The organism is Thermoflavifilum thermophilum (assembly GCF_900116565.1).
Taxonomy (GTDB): domain Bacteria; phylum Bacteroidota; class Bacteroidia; order Chitinophagales; family Chitinophagaceae; genus Thermoflavifilum; species Thermoflavifilum thermophilum.
In genome coordinates this window covers 449278-468884 of the sequence record NZ_FPCJ01000001.1, presented here as the reverse complement: position 1 = coordinate 468884, position 19607 = coordinate 449278, and the positions used below count along the sequence as shown (strand labels likewise).

The 19607-nt window shown below is 47.3% G+C and carries 14 protein-coding genes; 6 read left to right on the top strand and 8 right to left on the bottom strand.

The annotated features are described in order from the left end of the window. Positions 1 to 16: 16 nt before the first annotated feature. The gene (gene trhO, locus BM367_RS01965; RefSeq protein WP_245759870.1) at positions 17 to 1051 is read left to right on the top strand and encodes an oxygen-dependent tRNA uridine(34) hydroxylase TrhO; all 1035 of its coding nucleotides are present in this window, start codon (positions 17 to 19) and stop codon (positions 1049 to 1051) included. Here trhO and BM367_RS01960 read toward each other — a convergent pair. Both BM367_RS01960 and BM367_RS01955 read right to left on the bottom strand, forming a co-directional pair. Next, positions 1030 to 2439 carry a SusD/RagB family nutrient-binding outer membrane lipoprotein gene (locus BM367_RS01960; protein WP_092456971.1) on the bottom strand — a complete coding sequence of 470 codons (1410 nt, stop codon included), beginning with the start codon at positions 2437 to 2439 and terminating at the stop codon, positions 1030 to 1032. The two genes, trhO and BM367_RS01960, sit on opposite strands and share 22 nt — an antisense overlap. A 20-nt stretch (positions 2440 to 2459) precedes the next feature. Beyond that, positions 2460 to 5561: a SusC/RagA family TonB-linked outer membrane protein gene (locus BM367_RS01955; protein ID WP_092456968.1), complete on the bottom strand. Its 3102-nt coding sequence runs from the start codon at positions 5559 to 5561 to the stop codon at positions 2460 to 2462. A gap of 253 nt (positions 5562 to 5814) precedes the next feature. Here BM367_RS01955 and BM367_RS01950 point away from each other — a divergent pair, with 253 nt between their 5' ends. Next, positions 5815 to 8193 carry a penicillin-binding protein 1A gene (locus BM367_RS01950; RefSeq protein WP_092456965.1) on the top strand — a complete coding sequence of 793 codons (2379 nt, stop codon included), beginning with the start codon at positions 5815 to 5817 and terminating at the stop codon, positions 8191 to 8193. A 64-nt stretch (positions 8194 to 8257) separates the two neighbouring features. Next, positions 8258 to 9913 carry a glucose-6-phosphate isomerase gene (gene pgi, locus BM367_RS01945; RefSeq protein ID WP_092456962.1) on the top strand — a complete coding sequence of 552 codons (1656 nt, stop codon included), beginning with the start codon at positions 8258 to 8260 and terminating at the stop codon, positions 9911 to 9913. A 54-nt stretch (positions 9914 to 9967) separates the two neighbouring features. Here the strand turns inward: pgi and BM367_RS01940 are convergent, their stop codons facing one another. The 3 genes from BM367_RS01940 to BM367_RS01930 all read right to left on the bottom strand — a co-directional run bounded on the left by BM367_RS01940 (position 9968) and on the right by BM367_RS01930 (position 13297). Beyond that, entirely contained in the window at positions 9968 to 10366 is a 399-nt protein-coding gene (locus BM367_RS01940; protein WP_092460867.1) for a DUF3276 family protein, read from the bottom strand. Positions 10367 to 10482: 116 nt separating this feature from the next. Then, positions 10483 to 12294 carry an ABC transporter ATP-binding protein gene (locus tag BM367_RS01935; RefSeq protein ID WP_092456959.1) on the bottom strand — a complete coding sequence of 604 codons (1812 nt, stop codon included), beginning with the start codon at positions 12292 to 12294 and terminating at the stop codon, positions 10483 to 10485. A gap of 61 nt (positions 12295 to 12355) precedes the next feature. Next, complete coding sequence (locus tag BM367_RS01930; RefSeq protein WP_092456956.1) at positions 12356 to 13297, bottom strand: phosphoribosylaminoimidazolesuccinocarboxamide synthase; 942 nt, start codon at positions 13295 to 13297, stop codon at positions 12356 to 12358. 36 nt (positions 13298 to 13333) lie between these two features. Here BM367_RS01930 and BM367_RS01925 point away from each other — a divergent pair, with 36 nt between their 5' ends. After that, positions 13334 to 13948: a hypothetical protein gene (locus BM367_RS01925; RefSeq protein WP_092456950.1), complete on the top strand. Its 615-nt coding sequence runs from the start codon at positions 13334 to 13336 to the stop codon at positions 13946 to 13948. Between the two features lies 1 nt (position 13949). On the opposite strand, the gene BM367_RS01920 is transcribed toward BM367_RS01925, so the two are convergent. Continuing rightward, the gene (locus tag BM367_RS01920) at positions 13950 to 15149 is read right to left on the bottom strand and encodes a trans-sulfuration enzyme family protein (RefSeq protein WP_092456947.1); all 1200 of its coding nucleotides are present in this window, start codon (positions 15147 to 15149) and stop codon (positions 13950 to 13952) included. Positions 15150 to 15240: 91 nt separating this feature from the next. Further along, positions 15241 to 15663 carry an OsmC family protein gene (locus tag BM367_RS01915; RefSeq protein ID WP_092456945.1) on the bottom strand — a complete coding sequence of 141 codons (423 nt, stop codon included), beginning with the start codon at positions 15661 to 15663 and terminating at the stop codon, positions 15241 to 15243. An 87-nt stretch (positions 15664 to 15750) separates the two neighbouring features. Between BM367_RS01915 and metX the strand changes: the two genes are divergently transcribed. Next, entirely contained in the window at positions 15751 to 16812 is a 1062-nt protein-coding gene (gene metX / locus BM367_RS01910; protein ID WP_092456942.1) for a homoserine O-acetyltransferase MetX, read from the top strand. On the opposite strand, the gene BM367_RS01905 is transcribed toward metX, so the two are convergent. Then, positions 16804 to 18381, bottom strand: coding sequence for a hypothetical protein (locus BM367_RS01905; RefSeq protein ID WP_143103927.1), 1578 nt, complete (start codon positions 18379 to 18381; stop codon positions 16804 to 16806). The genes metX and BM367_RS01905 overlap by 9 nt on opposite strands. An 89-nt stretch (positions 18382 to 18470) precedes the next feature. On the opposite strand from BM367_RS01905, the gene prfB reads away from it, so the two are divergent. Beyond that, positions 18471 to 19569 (top strand): peptide chain release factor 2 gene (prfB, locus tag BM367_RS01900; protein WP_143103926.1). Its coding sequence is split into 2 segments (ribosomal slippage): positions 18471 to 18518 and positions 18520 to 19569, totalling 1098 coding nucleotides; the frame shifts between segments, so codons are not numbered across the junction. Positions 19570 to 19607 lie beyond the last annotated feature (38 nt).

Below are 19607 nucleotides of genomic sequence, written 5' to 3'. Positions count from 1 at the left end.
TGAAAACAATTGTGTCATGCGCAAGGAGCGGGTAGTATCATTTTATCGGTATGTACCAATCATGAATCCGGCTGATTTTCGGGAAGAGTTGCTCAGCCAGTTTTCAAAATGGCAGATTTTGGGTCGAGTGTACATTGCCACCGAGGGAATCAATGCCCAGATCAGCGTGCCGGAATCATATGTAGAAGATTTTGTTGCTTTCGTACGCCATCATCCTATATTGGGAGAGGATGTGTTACTGAACTGGGCTGTGGATCAGCAAGGCTTGTCTTTTCAGAAGCTGAAAATCAAAATCAGGCCAAAGATTGTCGCGGATGGCATTGATGACCCGAAGTTTCTGATTTCGCAAAAAGGTGTTTATCTCGATGCCCAACAATTCAATGAACTGACCGACAGTCCCGAGACGCTGGTGGTAGATATGCGCAATCATTATGAGTATGAAGTAGGACATTTTGAACGGGCCATTGAGATACCAGCCGATACATTTCGGGAGCAGCTTCCACTGGCTGTGGAGATGCTTAAAGGCCAGGAACACCGTCCGATTGTGATGTACTGTACCGGTGGGATTCGTTGCGAAAAGGCCAGCGCCTGGTTGTTACACCATGGATTCCGCGAAGTCTATCATTTGCGCGGGGGCATTATTGAATATGTTCGTCAGGTCAGGGAGAAAGGCTTGCCCAACAAGTTTCATGGGAAAAATTTTGTGTTTGATGCGCGCATGGGTGAACGGATAACCGACGAAATCGTTGGGCGATGCTACCTGTGCGGTCGGCCCAGCGACAGGCAGGTGAACTGTCGGAACGATGCCTGCCATATGCTCATCATTCAATGCGAAGATTGTGCCCGTGCATATGAAGGTTGCTGCAGCAAAGACTGTCAGGAGGTAATTCACCTGCCAGCCGATCAGCAAAAACTGATTCGCCGGCTGGCAGCCCGGTTGCAACCGGGTTTTTGCAATGCCCGCATCCGTCGTCAGCAGCCCCTGATGGCCAGCCTGAAAGAGCTGGTTCAGCAGGGGCGGTGGACGGTTTATTTATCCCACCAGAGGTGATCGCTGAGTTGTACGGATGGGACATGCTGCCCGTTGCGCGTGGTTTCTACGCTGGGATAATCTACCCGCCTGATAAATGTGGATAAAGCTGCATTGACGGGCAGTTGGAAATTTTTATAGGCATAATCCATTCTCCGCATATCATCCCAGGTAACCGGATTCAGAAAACAAGCCACATATTTTTCTTTCATAATCAGGGCAAGGGTCAGGTTGCTGGCTCCCACGGCTACTCTGGGGTCATTTAGATAACGTTGCTGAGCTGTATCGGGCACCTGCATTTTTTCCATGTTCACCCGGATGCCCGTCAGATAAGCCTGATAAGCCCGGTTCTGATCGCCGGAACGAAAGGCGGCTTCCGCTTCGATGAATTTACATTCGGCATAAGTAATCATTTCCAGGGGACCATTATCGGCCGAATAGTATTTACCTTCAATCAAATAGCATTCTTCGTGGCCTGTGCCTGAGCTTTGCCGTCCAGCACCATTGGGCGTCCCCCGGTAATCCCCATATACCGTAGTATCGGTAATCAGGGGTAAGCGTGGATCAAACACACCATAGGTTTTGCCATCGAGTGCATCAATAAAATAGGAAGAAAGCCAGCCATCGAGTAGCAAACCAGCATTATTCAGGGCTACCTGTGCCCAGGGATTACGCACTGCAAATTCGCTAATTTGGGCATCATCGGCACTGGTATCATAGGCTTGAGCCAGTGCACTCAGCACGGCCGAAGGATTGTAGGCCGAAGTTTTACTCACCAGATTCAGCATGCGCGCTTTCAGGGCATAGGCGGTTTTGATCCAGGCCTGAACATCGCCGTGGTGGATGAAATCGCTGGCGGCATCCAATTCACCACTGGCATCGGGCTGCTGTAAATATTGAATGCCGCGGTCAATCAAAGCCAGGCAGGTATCGTACAATCCCTGTTGCGCGTCAAAATGAGGGGTTAGATTCACTACACCTTGAAAGGCTTCGCTATAGGGCATATCACCCCAGATGTTGGTACCCAGGCTGAGATTATAAGCCGTCAGGATATCGGCCACACCTATGTATGCATTCAATCCACGCGTTGCGGCCAGATTACGCATATCATACAAATCGGTTAACGTGTTGTAGAGTTGGCTCCAGTCAGTTGAGGGGTCGATGGGTTGATAGGTATCCACATCGCTACCCGGATTGGGAGAGGCCAGGTATTGTACGTAATAGGAAGTGGCATCGTGGCTGATGTAGTAGGTGTTGTATGCACTGGTATAGGTTACATTGGCCAGCAAGCCGGCGATAGGAGCTTCTTGAGCCGCATTGGGATTTTGGTTGATATCGAGATATTTCTGGCAGCTGTTTAGGCCTGAGATAAGTACACAAGCTATGAAAAAGGTGAATATCGATTTCATGGTTTTTGTTTTTGAATCATTTAAAATGAAGCATGCAGATGCACCATAAAATTGCGGAGTGCAGGATAGGTGAAGCCGGCAAATCCATTGGCGTTGCTTCCTGCAGGAGCCGAACTCGATTCCGGATCAAACCCAATGTAATGGGTATGCAGCCAGAGGTTGTTGCCCGTAAATCCAATATTCAACCCCTTGATAAACGTGCCTTTCAACCAGCGGGCCGGCAGCTGATAGCTTAGGCTCAGGGTACGCAGCCGGATCCAGGAAGCATCTTCCACAAAATTTTCACTCACCCCGCGATAATAATTCCGGTAATAACCCGCTCCATAATTTTTCCCATCAGGACCAGTGCCCTGTCCCAGCCACACGGGTGTAGTGTTGGGCGTGCCATCGGCGTGAACCCCAGGGAAGATGATGGTTTCATTCCGGTTGAGTGTGTAAGCTGCAATACCAAAAGCAGCCATGAAATTATTCAGCTGGTCATATTTCTGTACATTCAGATGGGCGTCGAACAGGAAAGAAAGCGTCCAGTTACCATAAGTCAGGGTATGGTTCCAGCTCACCAGCCATTTGGGATAGGAATTGCCTAAGATTTGCTGGTCGGATGCCCGAACCGGAAAGCCATTGCTGTCGATAACCAGGGGAGCTTTTTTATCTACATGAGTGGGTGGTTGCTTGCCATCGGGATAATACCTGAGCCAGTGGGAACCATAGATATCACCTGCCGAGCCTCCCGGTACGTAATACATTGTCACTGTGGCTCCTGCATAACCAAACTGGCTGCCCACTTCGATGCGTTGGAGGCCTGGATAGATGCTTAGAATTTTGTTTTCGTTATGCGACACATTGATATCAGTCTCCCAGGAAAATGATTTACTGGTGATGGGTGTGGCCTGTAGGGTCAATTCAATACCCTGGTTGCGGATTTTTCCGGCATTCAGGGTGATGCTGGTAAAGCCCGTACTGGGAGCAGTAGCTACGGGGATAATCTGGTCCTGGCTGATGGAATGATACCAGGTAAAATTCAGGGTAATCCGGTTATTCAGGAAAGAAAGATCGGTTCCGATTTCAAAAGAAGTAGTTTTTTCGGGTTTCAGACTTTGCAATCCGGCTGCATTGCTCCTTGTCCACAGGTTTACGCCATTGACTGGGGTACCGGTGGGAATGTACACGATGCTCGTGCTGTAGGGATCTGCGTCTTTTCCGATTTGGGCCAGCGATGCGCGAATCTTTCCGTAAGAAAGCCAGGAAGGCAGTTGGTGCATTGTTTCTGAAAAAATATAACTCAGGTTAGCCGAGGGATAGAAGAAGGATCGGTTGCCTTTTTCGAGGGTAGAGGTCCAGTCGTTCCTTCCGGTAAGGGTGAGGTAAAGTGCCTGGTCATAACTCAGTTCCAGTTCACCATAAGCACCGATGATATGATACTGGCTGCGGTATTCGCTGGCGTGGATGATTTTGGCATTCGATAAGGTAAATAAATTATAGATATCCAGTTCGTCGCCTTCGGTGGCCACCTCATCCACTGCCCGGTCGAGCAAGTCATGACCCAGCCTGAGGGAAGTGCCGAACCTACCCCAGTTATGCTGGAGGGTTAGCAAGAGGTTGGAATTGAGCTGGCGATAGTTGATGCCATACTTATGCACGAATCCCTGGCCATTATCATCGTCAACATATTCGCCGGGAATGCCTTTAGGGCCGGGGGCTGTAGCCGTTCTGTTGTCCTGGTAGGCATCCACGCCGAAACGGTAGGTCAGGTTCATCCAGTTGAACGGTTGATAGGAGAAATATGAACTGGCGATGACATGATTGACATAAGATTTGAATTTATTGGTAGCGGCTTTGTACCAGGCATTACCGTTACCGTAAGTTTTTTCTGTGCCCTCCGGGGTAAGATAGTCTCTCACATCCCAGCGAGGGGCCCAGTAAGTCATTTCTTCATTGAAGCGGTCGGCATCATAAAAATTGCCTCCGGTATTGGCATAGAGGATGGTGGTCCCGGTTTCTACTTTTTTGCTGAGTACCAGTTTTCCGCTCAGCCGGGTGCTGATATCCTGGTAATAGGTAAATGGCAATACGCCGTTCTGATGAAAATAGGAAACAGATGAAGACACGGAAGCCTTATCTGTTCCGCCCGACAGGCTAAGGGTATGGCGGATCTGGTTGCCGGAGGTATAGGCATGTTTGTAATGGTCAAATAATTTGGCCGGATGTGTGGGATCAATTTTTCTTGCATCTGCTACGGTAGGTCCCCAGTTCGGCCAGAAGCTCGTGGAGTCGTATACCCCATTGTATCCTTGGGTATATAGGCTCTGCACCTTGGGAGTTTTGTCAATCACATCGTAGCTGTAGTTCATATCGTAGCTCACACGAAACTGCCCTGCTTTTGCCGATTTGGTGGTAATGACGATTACGCCGTTGGCTCCACGCAGGCCATACAAGGCGGTGGCGGCTCCGCCCCTCAGCACGGTAATACTTTCGATATCATCGGGGTTGATATCAGCAATGCGGTTGGTCATTTGCACGCCTCGCCCACCCGTGGTGCCTAATGTAGAGGTTGTATTATCTACCGGAATACCATCTACTACAAACAATGGTTGATTGTTTTTACCTGGATCGAGAGAGTTCACGCCCCGGATCAGGATGCTGGCGCCTTGTCCGGGGCCACCACCTGTACTGCCTATCATCACACCGGCCACCCGGCCTTGCAAAGCATTCACCAGATTGGGCTGATGGGAAACGGTGAGCTCCTGTGCGTTGACTTCCTGAGAGGCATACCCCAGCGAGCGCACATCTCTGCGTATCCCCAGGGCGGTAACAACAACCTGATTCAACGACTGTGTGGTTGCATGCAGAGTAATGGTATAGGATGTTTCGGCCGTCACCGGGATAGTAACAGCTTCGTACCCAACAGAGCGTACCTGTAAATGGGTGGCTGACTCCGGTATACTCAAACTGAATTCTCCGTTATTGTTGCTTGTGGTACCAAGCTGGGTACCCTGAACCAGAATGGTAGCTCCAATCACCGGGAGCCCGGATTCATCTACCACCTTGCCATGAATAGATCTCTGGGCAAAAGAGAGCATACAAGCCAATAGAAAGGTCAATGTGAGGAGAAGTGGTTTCATGAGCTCGGATTTTGTGTGAACCAAATTTTTTGATGTTAGGCTTTCGTAAATATATCATAGGTACTCGTGATAAGCAAATTTTCGCGTAAAAAAAACTTGTTTTTTCGCATATTTCCTCACAACAAAATACGTGGGTGCCTGAAAAAATTAGTTCGATGGGCACATGCGAATGCATAATGGTTTAACTTTTTGAAAATACCCTGCATTGCTGCAATTTTGATAGCTTTGCCGGAAAGCAATGGAATAAGCTGATATGGCTCAATCAGGTATTCATCCTTCGGTAAAGATCCTGTGGAAGGTATTTTTCATTGGATTGGGCCTGTTTGTGCTCATCCTGCTGTTGATCAACTGGGGTGTGTTTGGTTATATGCCTTCTTTGAAAGATTTGGAGAATCCGCAGGCAGCGTTAGCTTCGGAGGTTTTTGCCGCCGATGGCACGCCCATGGGGAAATATTATCTGCAAAATGAGGATCGCACGTATTGTGAATTCAAAGACATCTCGCCCAATGTCATTCATGCCTTGATAGCCACTGAAGATGTACGTTTTTATCAACACAGTGGCATTGATCCGAAAGGAACGATTGCCATTCCTTTTTATTTGCTGATGGGCAAAAAGCGCGGATCCAGCACTATTACTCAGCAGCTAGCGTTTAATTTGTTCAATGGACATAGAGCAAGTAATCCCGTTGTTCGTGCCTTTCAGAAGCTGAAAGAATGGATATTGGCGGTGAAACTGGAACGCTATTTTACCAAAGATGAAATCCTGGCTTTGTATCTGAATACGGTTCCTTTCAGTGAAAATGTATATGGCATTAAAAATGCCGCGCGTACGTTTTTCAATAAAAATCCCGACGCACTGGATGTGGATGAAGCGGCTACTTTGATTGGCATGTTGAAAGGAACCACTTTATACAATCCGCGTCGCAATCCTGTAGCCGCCCTGAACCGGCGCAATACAGTCATTGAGCGCATGGCCGACGCAGGTTTTCTGACCCGTGCACAGGCCGCGGCTTATGAAGCCCAACCCATTCGCCTGCAGTATAATAAGTTAGATCATAACGACGGAATTGCTCCCTATTTTCGGGAATATATCAAAGAAGCCATTCTGAAGCCCTGGTGTGCCACACATAAAAAAGCAGATGGTTCATCGTATGATTTATATCGCGATGGCTTGCGGATCTATACCACGATCAATCCACGCATGCAGCAATACGCAGAAGAAGCCGTCGCCAGGCATCTTTCTTACCTGCAGAAGGTTTTCAATGCACAAGCCTACATCAAGAACGGTTCCGTGTGGAAGAATTATCAGAATGTGCTGATCGATGCGATGAAATCATCAGATCGCTGGCAGGCGATGAAGGATGCAGGTATGAGCGATGCAGAAATTGAACAATTTTTCTATCATCAGCGAGTACCCATGAAGGTATTTGCGTGGAATCGTTCGGTAAACGGCATTCGCAATACCATCGATACGCTGATGACGCCTATGGATTCCATCAAATACATGCAGCAGTTTTTGCAATGCGGCATGCTGGTCATGGATCCGGAAAGCGGGGAAGTGAAAGCCTGGGTAGGTGGTGATGATTTTCGTTACTTTAAGTATGATCATGTCAACATCAATACGAAACGGCAGGTAGGTTCTACCATCAAACCCTTTTTATATTATCTGGCAATAGCCAATGGATTCACACCCGCTACCATTGTACCCAATCTGCCAGTCGTATTTCCTGATTTTCATAATTACAGTCCGCATAACGCAGAAAATGATACAGCCACGTATGTAACGCTTGCCGATGCCTTGGCCGAATCATTGAACAATGTGGCTGCCTATCTGATTAAGATTATTGGTCCGGCCACTTTTGCGGATTTTCTGAAAAACAAAATCGGCATTCAGAGCCCGGTTCCGCCTTATCCGTCGATTGCTTTGGGATCGCCCGATATTTCGGTTTATGAAATGGTGCGCGGTTATACGATTTTTCCGGATAAGGGCATTTTGACCGAGCCTTTGATGATTACCCGCATCGAAGATCGCAATGGAAATATTTTGCAATCCTTCGCTCCGCAAAAGCGCGATGTGATCAATGAACGCGATGCTTATACCATGGTGCAGATGATGGAAGGTGTGATAAATCATGGGACGGGTGTGCGGTTGCGCTATCAGTTTGGATTCACAGGCGAAATGGCCGGGAAAACAGGTACGACGAACGATTATACGGATGGCTGGTTTATTGGTTTTACCCCGCAGCTGCTGGCCGGGGTTTGGGTGGGATGCGATCATAATTTTCTGCATTTTACCACACTGGCTAATGGACAGGGTGCCAATACGGGTTTGCCGGTGTGGGGTTATTTCTTCCAGAAGGTATTTGCCGATCCTACGCTGGGCATCAGCCAAACTGCTACGTTTGAACCACCGGCTTCCTATCAGAGCCAGCCTATGACGGGTCAGCCTTACGGTCAACCGGGCATGAATGCAGCCGAGCCCACCGTCCCGGAAGCCCAGAATCTGGGTAGTGGTACGGCAAGCGATTACCTGCATCCCGAACCCAACGCAAACCGCGCAGCCGAGCAGAAGGATCCGCAGAAACCAAAAGCTTTGATGCCACCCCCGCCGCAGGGAGGGCATCATCCCTGAAAAAACTTTTGAAAATACGGCCGACCTGCAGGTTTATTTTGTTTGAGGTTTTAATCAAATCGCCATGTTACCAAAAATCAATCCCACTGAAACACAAGCCTGGAAAGCGCTTCAGCAACACTTTCAGCAAATGCGCAAAGTGCATATGCGCGATTTATTTGCCCGCGATCCTGAACGTTTCGAAAAATTTTCTCTCCGTTTCGGTGATATTTTGTTTGATTATTCCAAAAATATCATCACGGAAGAAACCATGAGTCTGTTGCTCGAGCTGGCTCATGCATGCAAAGTGAAAGAAGCTATTGAAGCCATGTTCAGTGGTGAGAAAATTAATGAAACAGAAAATCGCGCTGTGTTGCACGTGGCCCTGCGCAACCGATCCGATGAACCTATCTATTTAGATGGTCAGAATGTAATGCCTCAGGTCAATGCCGTACTGGAAAAAATGCAGCGTTTTTGTGAACAAATACACAGCAAACGCTGGACAGGCTTCACCGGTAAACCCATCCGATACATTGTAAATATTGGTATTGGCGGATCCGATCTGGGGCCGGTAATGGTAACAGAAGCCCTGAAACCTTACTGGCTGCCGGATATAGAAGCGCATTTTGTATCGAATATTGATGGAACGCATATCGTGGAGACATTCAAAAAAATCAAACCGGATGAAACTTTATTTCTGATTGCATCCAAAACCTTTACCACGCTGGAAACCATGACCAATGCCCATACAGCCCGAAAATGGCTGCTGGAGCAAGGTGCAAGGGAAGAAGATATCAAAAAACATTTTGTGGCGCTTTCTACCAACAGGCAGGCCGTGGAGCAGTTTGGCATTGATCCGGAAAATATGTTTGAATTCTGGGACTGGGTAGGAGGAAGATATTCGCTGTGGTCAGCCATCGGCTTATCCATTGCGCTCACCATCGGATTTGATCGCTTTTTGGAATTGTTAGATGGTGCGCATGTGGTGGACCGGTACTTCCGTTCAGAGCCGCTGGAGCGCAATATCCCCGTAATCATGGCGCTCATTGGCATCTGGTATGGAAATTTTTTTGGCTCCGAAACGGAGGCCATTTTACCTTATGATCAATATCTGCATCGTTTTGCAGCCTATTTTCAACAAGGCAATATGGAAAGCAATGGCAAATCTGTGGATCGTACGGGCAGGCGGGTTACCTATCCTACCGGGCCTATTGTGTGGGGCGAGCCCGGCACCAATGGGCAGCATGCTTTCTATCAGCTGATTCATCAGGGTACCCGATTGATACCCTGTGATTTCATTGCCCCGGCCATCAGCCACAATCCGGTGGGAGATCATCATCCGAAACTGCTGGCCAATTTCTTTGCCCAGACCGAAGCCCTGATGAAAGGCAAAACCCGGCAGGAAGTGGAAGCTGAGCTGCGCAAACAGGGGCTGGATGAACAAACTATTCAGCGGTTGACACCTTTCCGGGTATTTGAAGGGAACCGGCCTACCAATTCGTTTTTAATCCGTCAGATTACCCCGCATACCCTGGGTTCACTGATTGCTTTGTACGAGCATAAGATCTTTGTGCAAGGTGTGATCTGGAATATTTTCAGTTTTGATCAGTGGGGCGTGGAGCTGGGTAAACAACTGGCACAAACCATTTTACCTGAACTGGAAGGCGATGAACCCGTACAATCGCACGATAGCTCAACCAATGGATTGATTAACAGCTATAAATCCATGCGCCAACACTAAACAAAAAGCCTTCCGTTTCAGGAAGGCTTTCGGCATTCATTGGAAGCAAGCATTTTACCAGCTATCAACATCTTCAGAAGAGTGATCGGTAGCTGTATCATCTGCCTGATCACTAGTTTCGGCTTCGGCAGGATGATTATTTTTTTCCCGTGGCTGATCATGATTGTATGCATCAAAATCAAAATCAGGCATCAGTTCTGTTTTCACATAGTTGATAGCTTCTGTAAGGGCAGTTAAAAATTTATTGAAATCTTCCTTGTACAGAAAAATCTTGTGCCGATCATACCCATCTTCATTGTTGCGTTTTTTGCTCTCCGTAATGGTGATGAAATAATCATTGCCACGAGTGGTTTTCACATCAAAAAAATAAGTTCTGCGTTTGCCAGCTTTTAAACGTTTGGAATAAACACCATCCATGTTTCTTTCAGGTTGTTGATTGTTTTCGTACGCCACAGCGAATAAGTTTTTGGTTAACAATAAGCCATAGATCGGGAAACAAATTTACTATTGTTTGTTAAATATCAAAATTTTCTGACTTACGAAAATTTATTTGTGATCACAAGTATATTTTATGCTTTTCCCGGGAGTATGTCCGCAGTCTGATCCTGGGTGCTTTGTTGTCGAGCATAGAGGGCAGCATAGTAGCCGCCTTTGGCAAGCAGGCTTTCATGGGTACCCTGTTCAATAATCTTGCCCTGATCCATGACCACGACCTGATCGAAGTCGAACAAGGCAAAGATGCGATGGGTGATGATGATGGCTGTTTTATCTCTGAGGAACTGATAAAGATTATCCAGGATTTCTTTTTCGGTACGGGCATCAACGGCCGAAAGACAGTCATCAAAAATCAGGATGTTGGGATTTTTCAACAGAGCGCGGGCTATGGAGATGCGTTGTTTTTGGCCACCCGATAGAGTAACACCCCGCTCTCCTACCAATGTATCATATTGTTGAGGAAATTCCATGATTTCACGGTCAATGCTGGCAGCACGTGCAGCGGCGCGTACTTCTTCCAGGCTGGCATCGGGCCGGGCATAGCGGATATTGTTGGCAATGGTATCGGAAAACAGAAATACATCCTGCGGTACATAGCTGATTTGCTGTCTGAGCCAGCTCAGCTCAATCTGTTGAATGGGAATGCCATCGTAAAGAATTTCGCCCTGCTGGGGATCGTACATGCGAATCAGCAAATGGGTGAGGGTGGTTTTGCCACAGCCAATACGGCCCACAATGGCCACTTTTTCACCCGGGCGAATGTGCAGGGTAAAATCTTTCAATGCCGTACGGCCTGTATTGGGATAGGTAAATGTCAGATGACGGATATCGATATCACCTTTCAATACAGGTTTTACAGCATGGGGATGATTGCGTACCAGCGGCTGCATTTGCATGAATTCGTTGATGCGTTTCTGTGAAGCCGATGCCCGTTGTATCATGGATGCTACAGACCCTATCGAAGCTACAGGCCAGGTAAGCATATTTACATACACCACAAATTCAGCAATGCTACCAATGGTTACCGTTCCATGAATGGCCTGAATGCCACCGATGAGAATGGTGATGAGTGTGCTCAATCCGATCAGCAACAACATGGATGGGAAATAGATGGCTTCTGTGCGGGCCAGATACAGTGCACTGATCTTGTATCGTTCGCAGGCTTCCCGGAAATGCTCTGCCGTAGCCTCTTCTTGCGTGTAGGATTTAATGACCCGAATGCCGGAGTAATTTTCCTGTGCGATTGTAGTAAGATTGGAAAGCTCAGCCTGGATACGTTCGCTGCGTTTATGAATAATCCGATTCACATAATAAATCGTCAATGCCAGAAAAGGCAAGGGTGCCAGTGTGAAAAGCGTGAGCTTCACATTTACCTGCCACATCACATATACCGTCATCACGATGGTGAAAAAGAGATTCACACTATACATCAGGGCCGGCCCTACATACATGCGTACGCGCGACACATCTTCGGTAATGCGATTCATTAGGTCGCCAATGTTGTGTGTTTTGTAAAACATCAAATCCAGCTCCTGATAATGCTGATAGATTTCATTTTTCAAATCATATTCAATGTATCTTGACATGACGATGAGCGTCTGCCGCATGAAAAACATGAACAGTCCACGCAGCAAAGCCAGCAGCAGCATCACCACACCGAAATAAGCGATTACGGAAGTAAGAAATTTCAGATATACCGGCTGCAGCATGCTTCCGTTCAGGATGCGATAGAAACCAATGTTTTCTTCCGTGAGATCAATCACATACCGAATCACCTGTGGTTGAACCACCGCGGGAATATTGGAGAGGATTACAAAAGCAATCCCTAACAGCAGGCGCCATTTGTACCGAACAAAATACTTATTGAGCGATTTTAAATGTGACATGATATGAAAGCCTCGCGGGCAAACAGCCCGAAAATGAATCATCAAAATTACGAAAACTCTTTCAGGTGCTTATGCCCAGTTTACGTAAGGCTTCGGTAACGGCTTCGTAAACTTCTTGAGGGCTGAAGCTTTGGGGTTGAAAGGGCTGGCCGGTAAGCTGTTCATACAGTTCAATGTATCGCTGGCTGAAGTGTTGCACATGCTTGTCGGTCATTTCCGGAATTTGTTCACCGGGGCGGCCCTGAAAACCGTTTTCCATCAGCCATTCCCTTACAAATTCCTTGCTGAGCTGCTTCTGGGGCAGGTGATTGCGGAAATTTTCCTCATAGGCATCGGCGTAGAAGTAGCGGGAAGAGTCAGGGGTATGCACTTCATCGATGAGATAAATCTGATTGTCTTTTTTGCCGAATTCGTATTTGGTATCAACCAAAATCAGGCCTCGGGTATGTGCCAGGCGCTGTCCTTCGCGAAATAATTGCAGCGCGTAGGTTTCCATTTGCGAGTAGTCGGCTTCGGATATCCATCCTTGCTGCAGAATTTGTGTACGGCTTACATCTTCATCATGTCCACTGTGAGCTTTGGTGGTAGGTGTGATGACAGGCTCGGGTAGCGGTGCATTTTCGCGAAGTCCTTCCGGGAGTTTCACTCCGCAGAGTTCTCTCTTTCCGCTTTTGTAAACCCGCCAGGCATGTCCGGCCAGATAGCCTCTCACCACCATTTCCACCGGAAACGGGTCGCATTTGTATCCAATGCTCACGTGCGGCAGGGGCGTATCAATCAGCCAGTTGGGTACGATGTGAGATGTTGCCCGCAGCATGAAAGCCGCAATCTGATTCAGTACCTGGCCCTTGTACGGAATGGGACGGGGAAGAATCACGTCAAAAGCTGAAATCCGGTCGCTGACAATCATCACCAGGTAGCGATGATCAATTTCATACACATCGCGAACTTTTCCCCGATAAAAACCGGTTTGTTTGGGAAAATGAAATGTTTCTGCAGACATGTGGTTGATTCTGTAGCGCAAAAATAATGAAGTTGTATGCGAAAAGCATTATCTTTTCCGAAAAAAATGATGGATTTCGCTTCTAATGTTCGTTTCAGCCTATGTTTATGTTTTGCAACTTTCCTGATTCCCCGCGCTTATGCTCAGGATAGCCTCTGGCAGCATCAACGGCTTATAGGAGCCAGCCTGCATTATGATATTCAGGCCATGGGGCAGCACATGCCTTTTACATTCAGGATTCTGCAGATCGGATCGCCCACGGTGCTTCAGTGGACAGATCCACAGGGCAATTCCGGATGGTTGAGCATGGATAGTGCTGCCTTGCAGGCGGGCACATATTCGTTTGCCCAGCAGCCATATCCCAACGATACCACGCCCACTGCGGCAGAACAAACGGTACTTTGCATTTCCCGTCAGGCATTTGAACAATTCAAACAACAAGGGAAAACTACTTACGACGGGATTACCTACCAGCGAAAAGAGGATAGTACGTTTACCGTTTCTGCTTTTCGCATTCCGGTTTTGCATGGCGTGTCATCCGAAACGGGGGCAGAGATCTGGATTCTCGATGATCCGTTGTTTCCCTTGCTGGTGGCCAGTGCCAACAATCCCTCCGGAGTAGATGCTACCTGGGTAGGGATAGACCCCTGAATCAGCCTGCACTTTTGCGCAAAGCCTGTTCAATATCGGCGTAAATATCATCCACATGCTCCAGGCCAACGGAGATGCGGATCAGCCCCGGCGTGATACCTACAGCCAACCGTTCTTCTTCGGTGAGTTTGGCGTGGGTAGTAGAAGCCGGATGGGAGGCGATGGAACGGGTATCACCTAAATTGGCCGTCAGGCTAAGCATCTGAAGTTCATTCAGAAAACGTTGTCCCTGCTCAAGGCCGCCCGGCAGTTCAAAGCATACAATGCCTCCACCGGCACGCATTTGTTTTCGGGCAATTGCATATTGTGGATGGGTTTCCAGAAAAGGATATTTTACCTTTTCCGGCTGGTTACGGAAAACCGGGTGTTGCTGCAGCCTGCGGGCCAGCTCCAGGGCATTGGCGCTATGCTGCATCATGCGCAGGTGCAGGGTTTCCAGGCTCCGGCTCAGCATCCAGGCATTAAACGGAGAAAGGGATGGTCCCATGGTGCGACAAAGCAGGTATACCTCCTGGATGAGTTCTTTTTTACCCAGCACAATACCCCCCAGCACACGTCCCTGGCCGTCAATCCATTTGGTGGCTGAATGCACCACCAAATCGGCACCGAGTAAAAGTGGTTTCTGCAATACGGGTGTGGCAAAGCAATTATCTACATTCAGCAGCAAGCCATGTGCATGGGCAATCTCGGCGACCTGTTTAATATCAATAATGTCCAATCCCGGATTGGAAGGCGTTTCCAGAAAAATCATCCTGGTTTCAGGCCGGATGAGTTTTTCCAGCTGTTCGGGATGGCGCATATCAAATTCATCGTAGCTGATGCCCCATTTAGGGAGGTATTTTGAAAAAAGGGTATGCGTGGAACCAAAGATAGCTGCAGAACTCAGCAGATGATCGCCTTGTTTCAGAAAAGCCATGATGCTGGCAAACACCGCACTCATGCCCGATGCTGTGGCAAAACCATCTTCAGCTTCTTCCAGTGCACACATGCGTTGTACGAATTCATCCACGTTAGGGTTGCTAAAGCGGCTGTAGATATAGGCTTCCTGTTCATCTGCAAATACAGCCCGCATGGTTTCGGCATCCGGATAACAAAAACTGGATGTCAGAAACAGCGGCACGCTGTGTTCACGTGCATCTGTAGTCGGATGTTGGATGCGAATGGCGCGTGTTTGTGGATGCCAATGTTGCTGATCACTCATGAATAGCAGATTAGAATTACAAAAATAGAGGAAAAGCCCTTGTGATGATGGGCCTGGCTTAAACGGAGTAGCTGACCGGAATTTTTCCGATTTATGCCGGATTCACCAATACTTCCCAGCTGATTTGTGTTCCGGAGCGACGAAGGGTTTCAGCTACGGAGCAATATTTCAGCATTGACAATTCCACGGCACGTTCAGCTTTGCCCGGTTCAATCTGCCCTTTCAGCAAAAAACGGATATGTGCTTTTTCCCACAAGGCCGGTTCTTTATCTTTTTCGCGTTCTGCATCAATCTCAATGCGGAAATCCTGAATTTCCTGCCGTTGTTTCTTCAGAATCATAATCACGTCAATAGCTGTACAGCCACCCAGACCCATTATCAACATATGCATGGGACGTACACCATTGCCACGACCTCCTGTTTCGGGTGAAGCATCCATGTATACCACATGTCCCTGTTCATCGGTGGCTTCCATGCGGAAACCATCATCTACTCTTTGTAACGATATTTTCATGCATGAAGATTTGTTTCGTTGATATAAAGCAGCCTCTCGTGCAAAGAAGAATGCTTTGTGCAAAGTTAATCAATGCCCTACTTTTGCATGCAACATTTTATACCTGAAAAACAACACCTTGCCTTGATTCAATATTATCATCATGCAGCACCTTTAAAGCTGGAGTCGGGACAGATATTGCCTGAAGTGCAGATTGCCTATCACACATACGGCAGGTTAAATGCTGCCGGTGATAATGTGATCTGGATATGCCATGCGCTGACGGCTAATTCCGATGTAGCCGAATGGTGGCCAGGTATGGTAGGGCAGGGAAAAGTCATCAATCCGGAACGATATTTTATTGTTTGCGCCAATATTCTGGGTTCCTGTTATGGCTCTTCAGGGCCGCTCACAGCAAATCCAATTACAGGAAAGCCTTACTACAGCTCATTTCCGATGGTTACCATTCGCGATATGGTGCAGGCACATATACTGCTGGCCAGACATCTGGGCATCAAACAAATTTATTTGTTGGTGGGTGGCTCCATGGGCGGCTATCAGGCCATGGAGTGGGCACTGATGGAGCCTGAATTTGTGCAACGCTTGTTCCTATTAGCTACAGGTGCTGCTGAAAGTGCCTGGGGAATTGCCATTCATACGGCACAACGGCTGGCTATCGAGGCAGATAGTACCTGGAAAGATGACCGTCCGGATGCAGGAGCAAAAGGCCTAAAAGCCGCCCGTGCCATTGGCATGCTCACATATCGCAATTATCAGACTTTTGTGCGCACGCAAACAGATCTGGATTTCAGCAAAATTGATCATTTCAAAGCTTCTTCCTACATTTTGTATCAGGGCGATAAACTGGTGAAACGGTTCAATGCACAATCATACTGGCTGCTAACAAAAGCCATGGACAGCCATAACATTGCACGTGGCCGTGCTGAACGCCTGGAAGATGTACTGGCAACCATTCAGCAAAAAGCATTGATTTTAGGTATCACCAGCGATATTCTTTGTCCACCTGAGGAACAACGCTTCTTAGCCAAACACATGCCCTATTCTGCCTATTATGAAATTGATTCTCCGTATGGCCATGATGGATTTTTGATTGAATTTGATGTCATCGGTCAAGTACTGCGCGATTGGCTGGAAGGACGTTTACCGTAATGATTGCAGCACGTGGGGCAATGCGGACCCTTTCCAGTAAATAGCCCCACCATCAAATGTTTTCCACAGATGCACATCCGGCATTTTTTCCAGATCTGTTTTTTCCAGTAAATCCGGATCATCTGCATCATCAAACCAGAAAATCAAAGCCTGCGGCGTATCTTCAAACAAATGTCTTTCACACGGATTTTCTTTATGAGGCAATTCATAAGCCTGTTTTCGGGTGAAAAAATAAATTGCATCATCGGCATTGCTATACCAGATCGGGATTTGCGCAAGCCTGCCAACATGTTGCATTAAGTATAGTATGGCGGGCGATTGTTGCCAGCCGTCTTCTGTGTATCCAGGAATACCGGCATCCTTGATCCCATCATAATTTTCTGCATTTTGTATCCAGTTGTTTGCCTGAAAAGCAATCCAGCATGCAAAACCTGCAAGTACAAACCATCTCAATCGTTTTGTATGATGATGAACAAACCTGGCAGCGCCAGCTTGCAAACCACCCGCAAAACCTGCCAGCAACGGTATATAAGCGGGAGATAACAATCGGCTATCGAGGGTCTGAAAACGACTAATGCTGGCGATGATGGTAATGAAAAACAAATAAATCATTGCCAAGCTCATCATGCCCAGTTCAGCTGTATAATTTTTTTGTTTTTTTAAATATAAGCAACACAAAACACCACATAACAATACAGCCGATATCAAAATCAAATTTATCTGATGATTGAAAACTGGCCACCAATCTGCTATTACATCACCTGCCTGGCGAAGGTTTTCTGCAAATGAGGTGAAACTTTTTTCACGTGCACCTGCGGCAAATCCTCCCGCTATTCGGTTTCGGTAAAGATTCACAACCATTATGCTTGTGCTAATGCATCCGAAAACAAAAGCATACAACAAGCGTTTAGGGAAAGTATATTTTCGTTCAGCTGAAGCAAATACAATTAAAAAAATACCTGTCAACACCATTGCAATGCCTGCATAACGAGTCATCCAGGCCATTGCACACCACAATGCAGCGATGCACAGTTCCATCCATGAACCTTGTTTAAGATATTTCAATATCCACAGCAAACTCAGTATGCACAGAGGCAAGAACAGAGTTTCAGACCATGCATAACTGTAAATTTCGAGCAGGCATGGACTGGTTACAAATATGCTAAGCAGCAAGAGGCGATGTTTTTCTTTCAAATAGATGAATTGCTGCAGCAATGCATCAGATACAAAAATCAATATCAAAAAAAGTATGATGTTGCTCACAACTGCCAGGTGCATCAGGGATGCAAGCGATATATGCATTATGCCTAAACCGGCTGCCAGCTTCATCCAGCATGCCATCCATAACGGATATCCAATCGGGAAATCAACCAGAGGCTGGTGATGATAATTATCGAAACGACCGGTGCGCAGCCATTCTTCAGCTGTAGATAAATAATTGACAGCATCAGGTGAAATACCTATACCACTATGATGAAAATAAGCCAGCAAAATACATACGCCCAGCAGCGCAACCAGCAAGGTTTTCCACCAGGATGCAAAATGAAATCTGAAGAAACTTGATGCCATGCCGGTGCCGAAGTTAGGCATTTACCAGGCATTTTGCATGATTCTTTAAGCCGGGCAGATTGTTATCTTTGCGCTCAAAAAATGAGGTTATGACACAGGAACAATTAAAAGATATGAGGGACCGGCTGGCTGTCCTGAGGAGGTTTCTTTGACATCGACAACCGAAAAGCACAAGTATCCGAAAAAGAGCAATTGACAACGGCTCCGGGATTCTGGGATGATCCGCGGCGGGCGGCTTCTATATTAAAAGAAATCAATACCCACAAATACTGGATTGACCGTTTTGAGAAAGTACAGACCGCAATTGAAGATGCAGCCGTGTTAGATGAGTTTTTTCGTGCCGGGGAAGCCAGTGAAGAAGAAGTGAACGAAGCTTATCAACAGGCATTGAAACAGCTGGCTGATCTGGAATTTACTTCAACACTCAACGATCCTGAAGATGCGCTGCCTGCTGTGCTGGAAATTAATGCAGGTGCAGGCGGCACGGAAAGCCAGGATTGGGCCGAGATGCTGTTGCGTATGTATCGCATGTACGGCGAGCGGCAGGGATGGAAAGTTACCGAGCTGGATGTACAGGAAGGAGAGGGTGCTGGTATCAAATCAGCATCGCTGGAAATGAACGGTCCCTTTGCTTATGGCTTGCTGAAAGGTGAAAGTGGCGTACACCGGCTGGTGCGTATATCGCCGTTTGATGCCAATGCGCGCAGGCACACTTCGTTTGCATCCGTATTTGTATATCCGCTGGTAGATGAAACCATCGATATTCAAATCAATCCTGCTGATCTGGAATGGGAGTTTTATCGCAGTGGAGGAAAAGGCGGGCAGAATGTGAATAAAGTAGAAACAGCCGTTCGCCTGCGGCATATTCCTTCAGGCATTGTGGTGGAATGCCAGCAGGCCCGTACGCAGGGCGAGAATCGCGAAAAAGCCCTCACCATGCTTAAGTCGCGCCTGTATGAAATGGAATTGCGCAAACGACAGCAAGCCAAGGAAGCTGCGCATGCCAGCAAACGAAAAATTGAATGGGGATCACAAATCCGCTCTTATGTTTTCCATCCTTACAAAATGATTAAGGATCATCGCACCGATTATGAAGTGGGTAACGTGCAACCTGTGATGGACGGTGAACTCGACGGATTCATCCAGGCTTATTTGATGTGGAATAAAGAAACAGATGAGTCAAACTGATGATTGCATATCCCGTTTGTTTGTGCAACTGATAAATT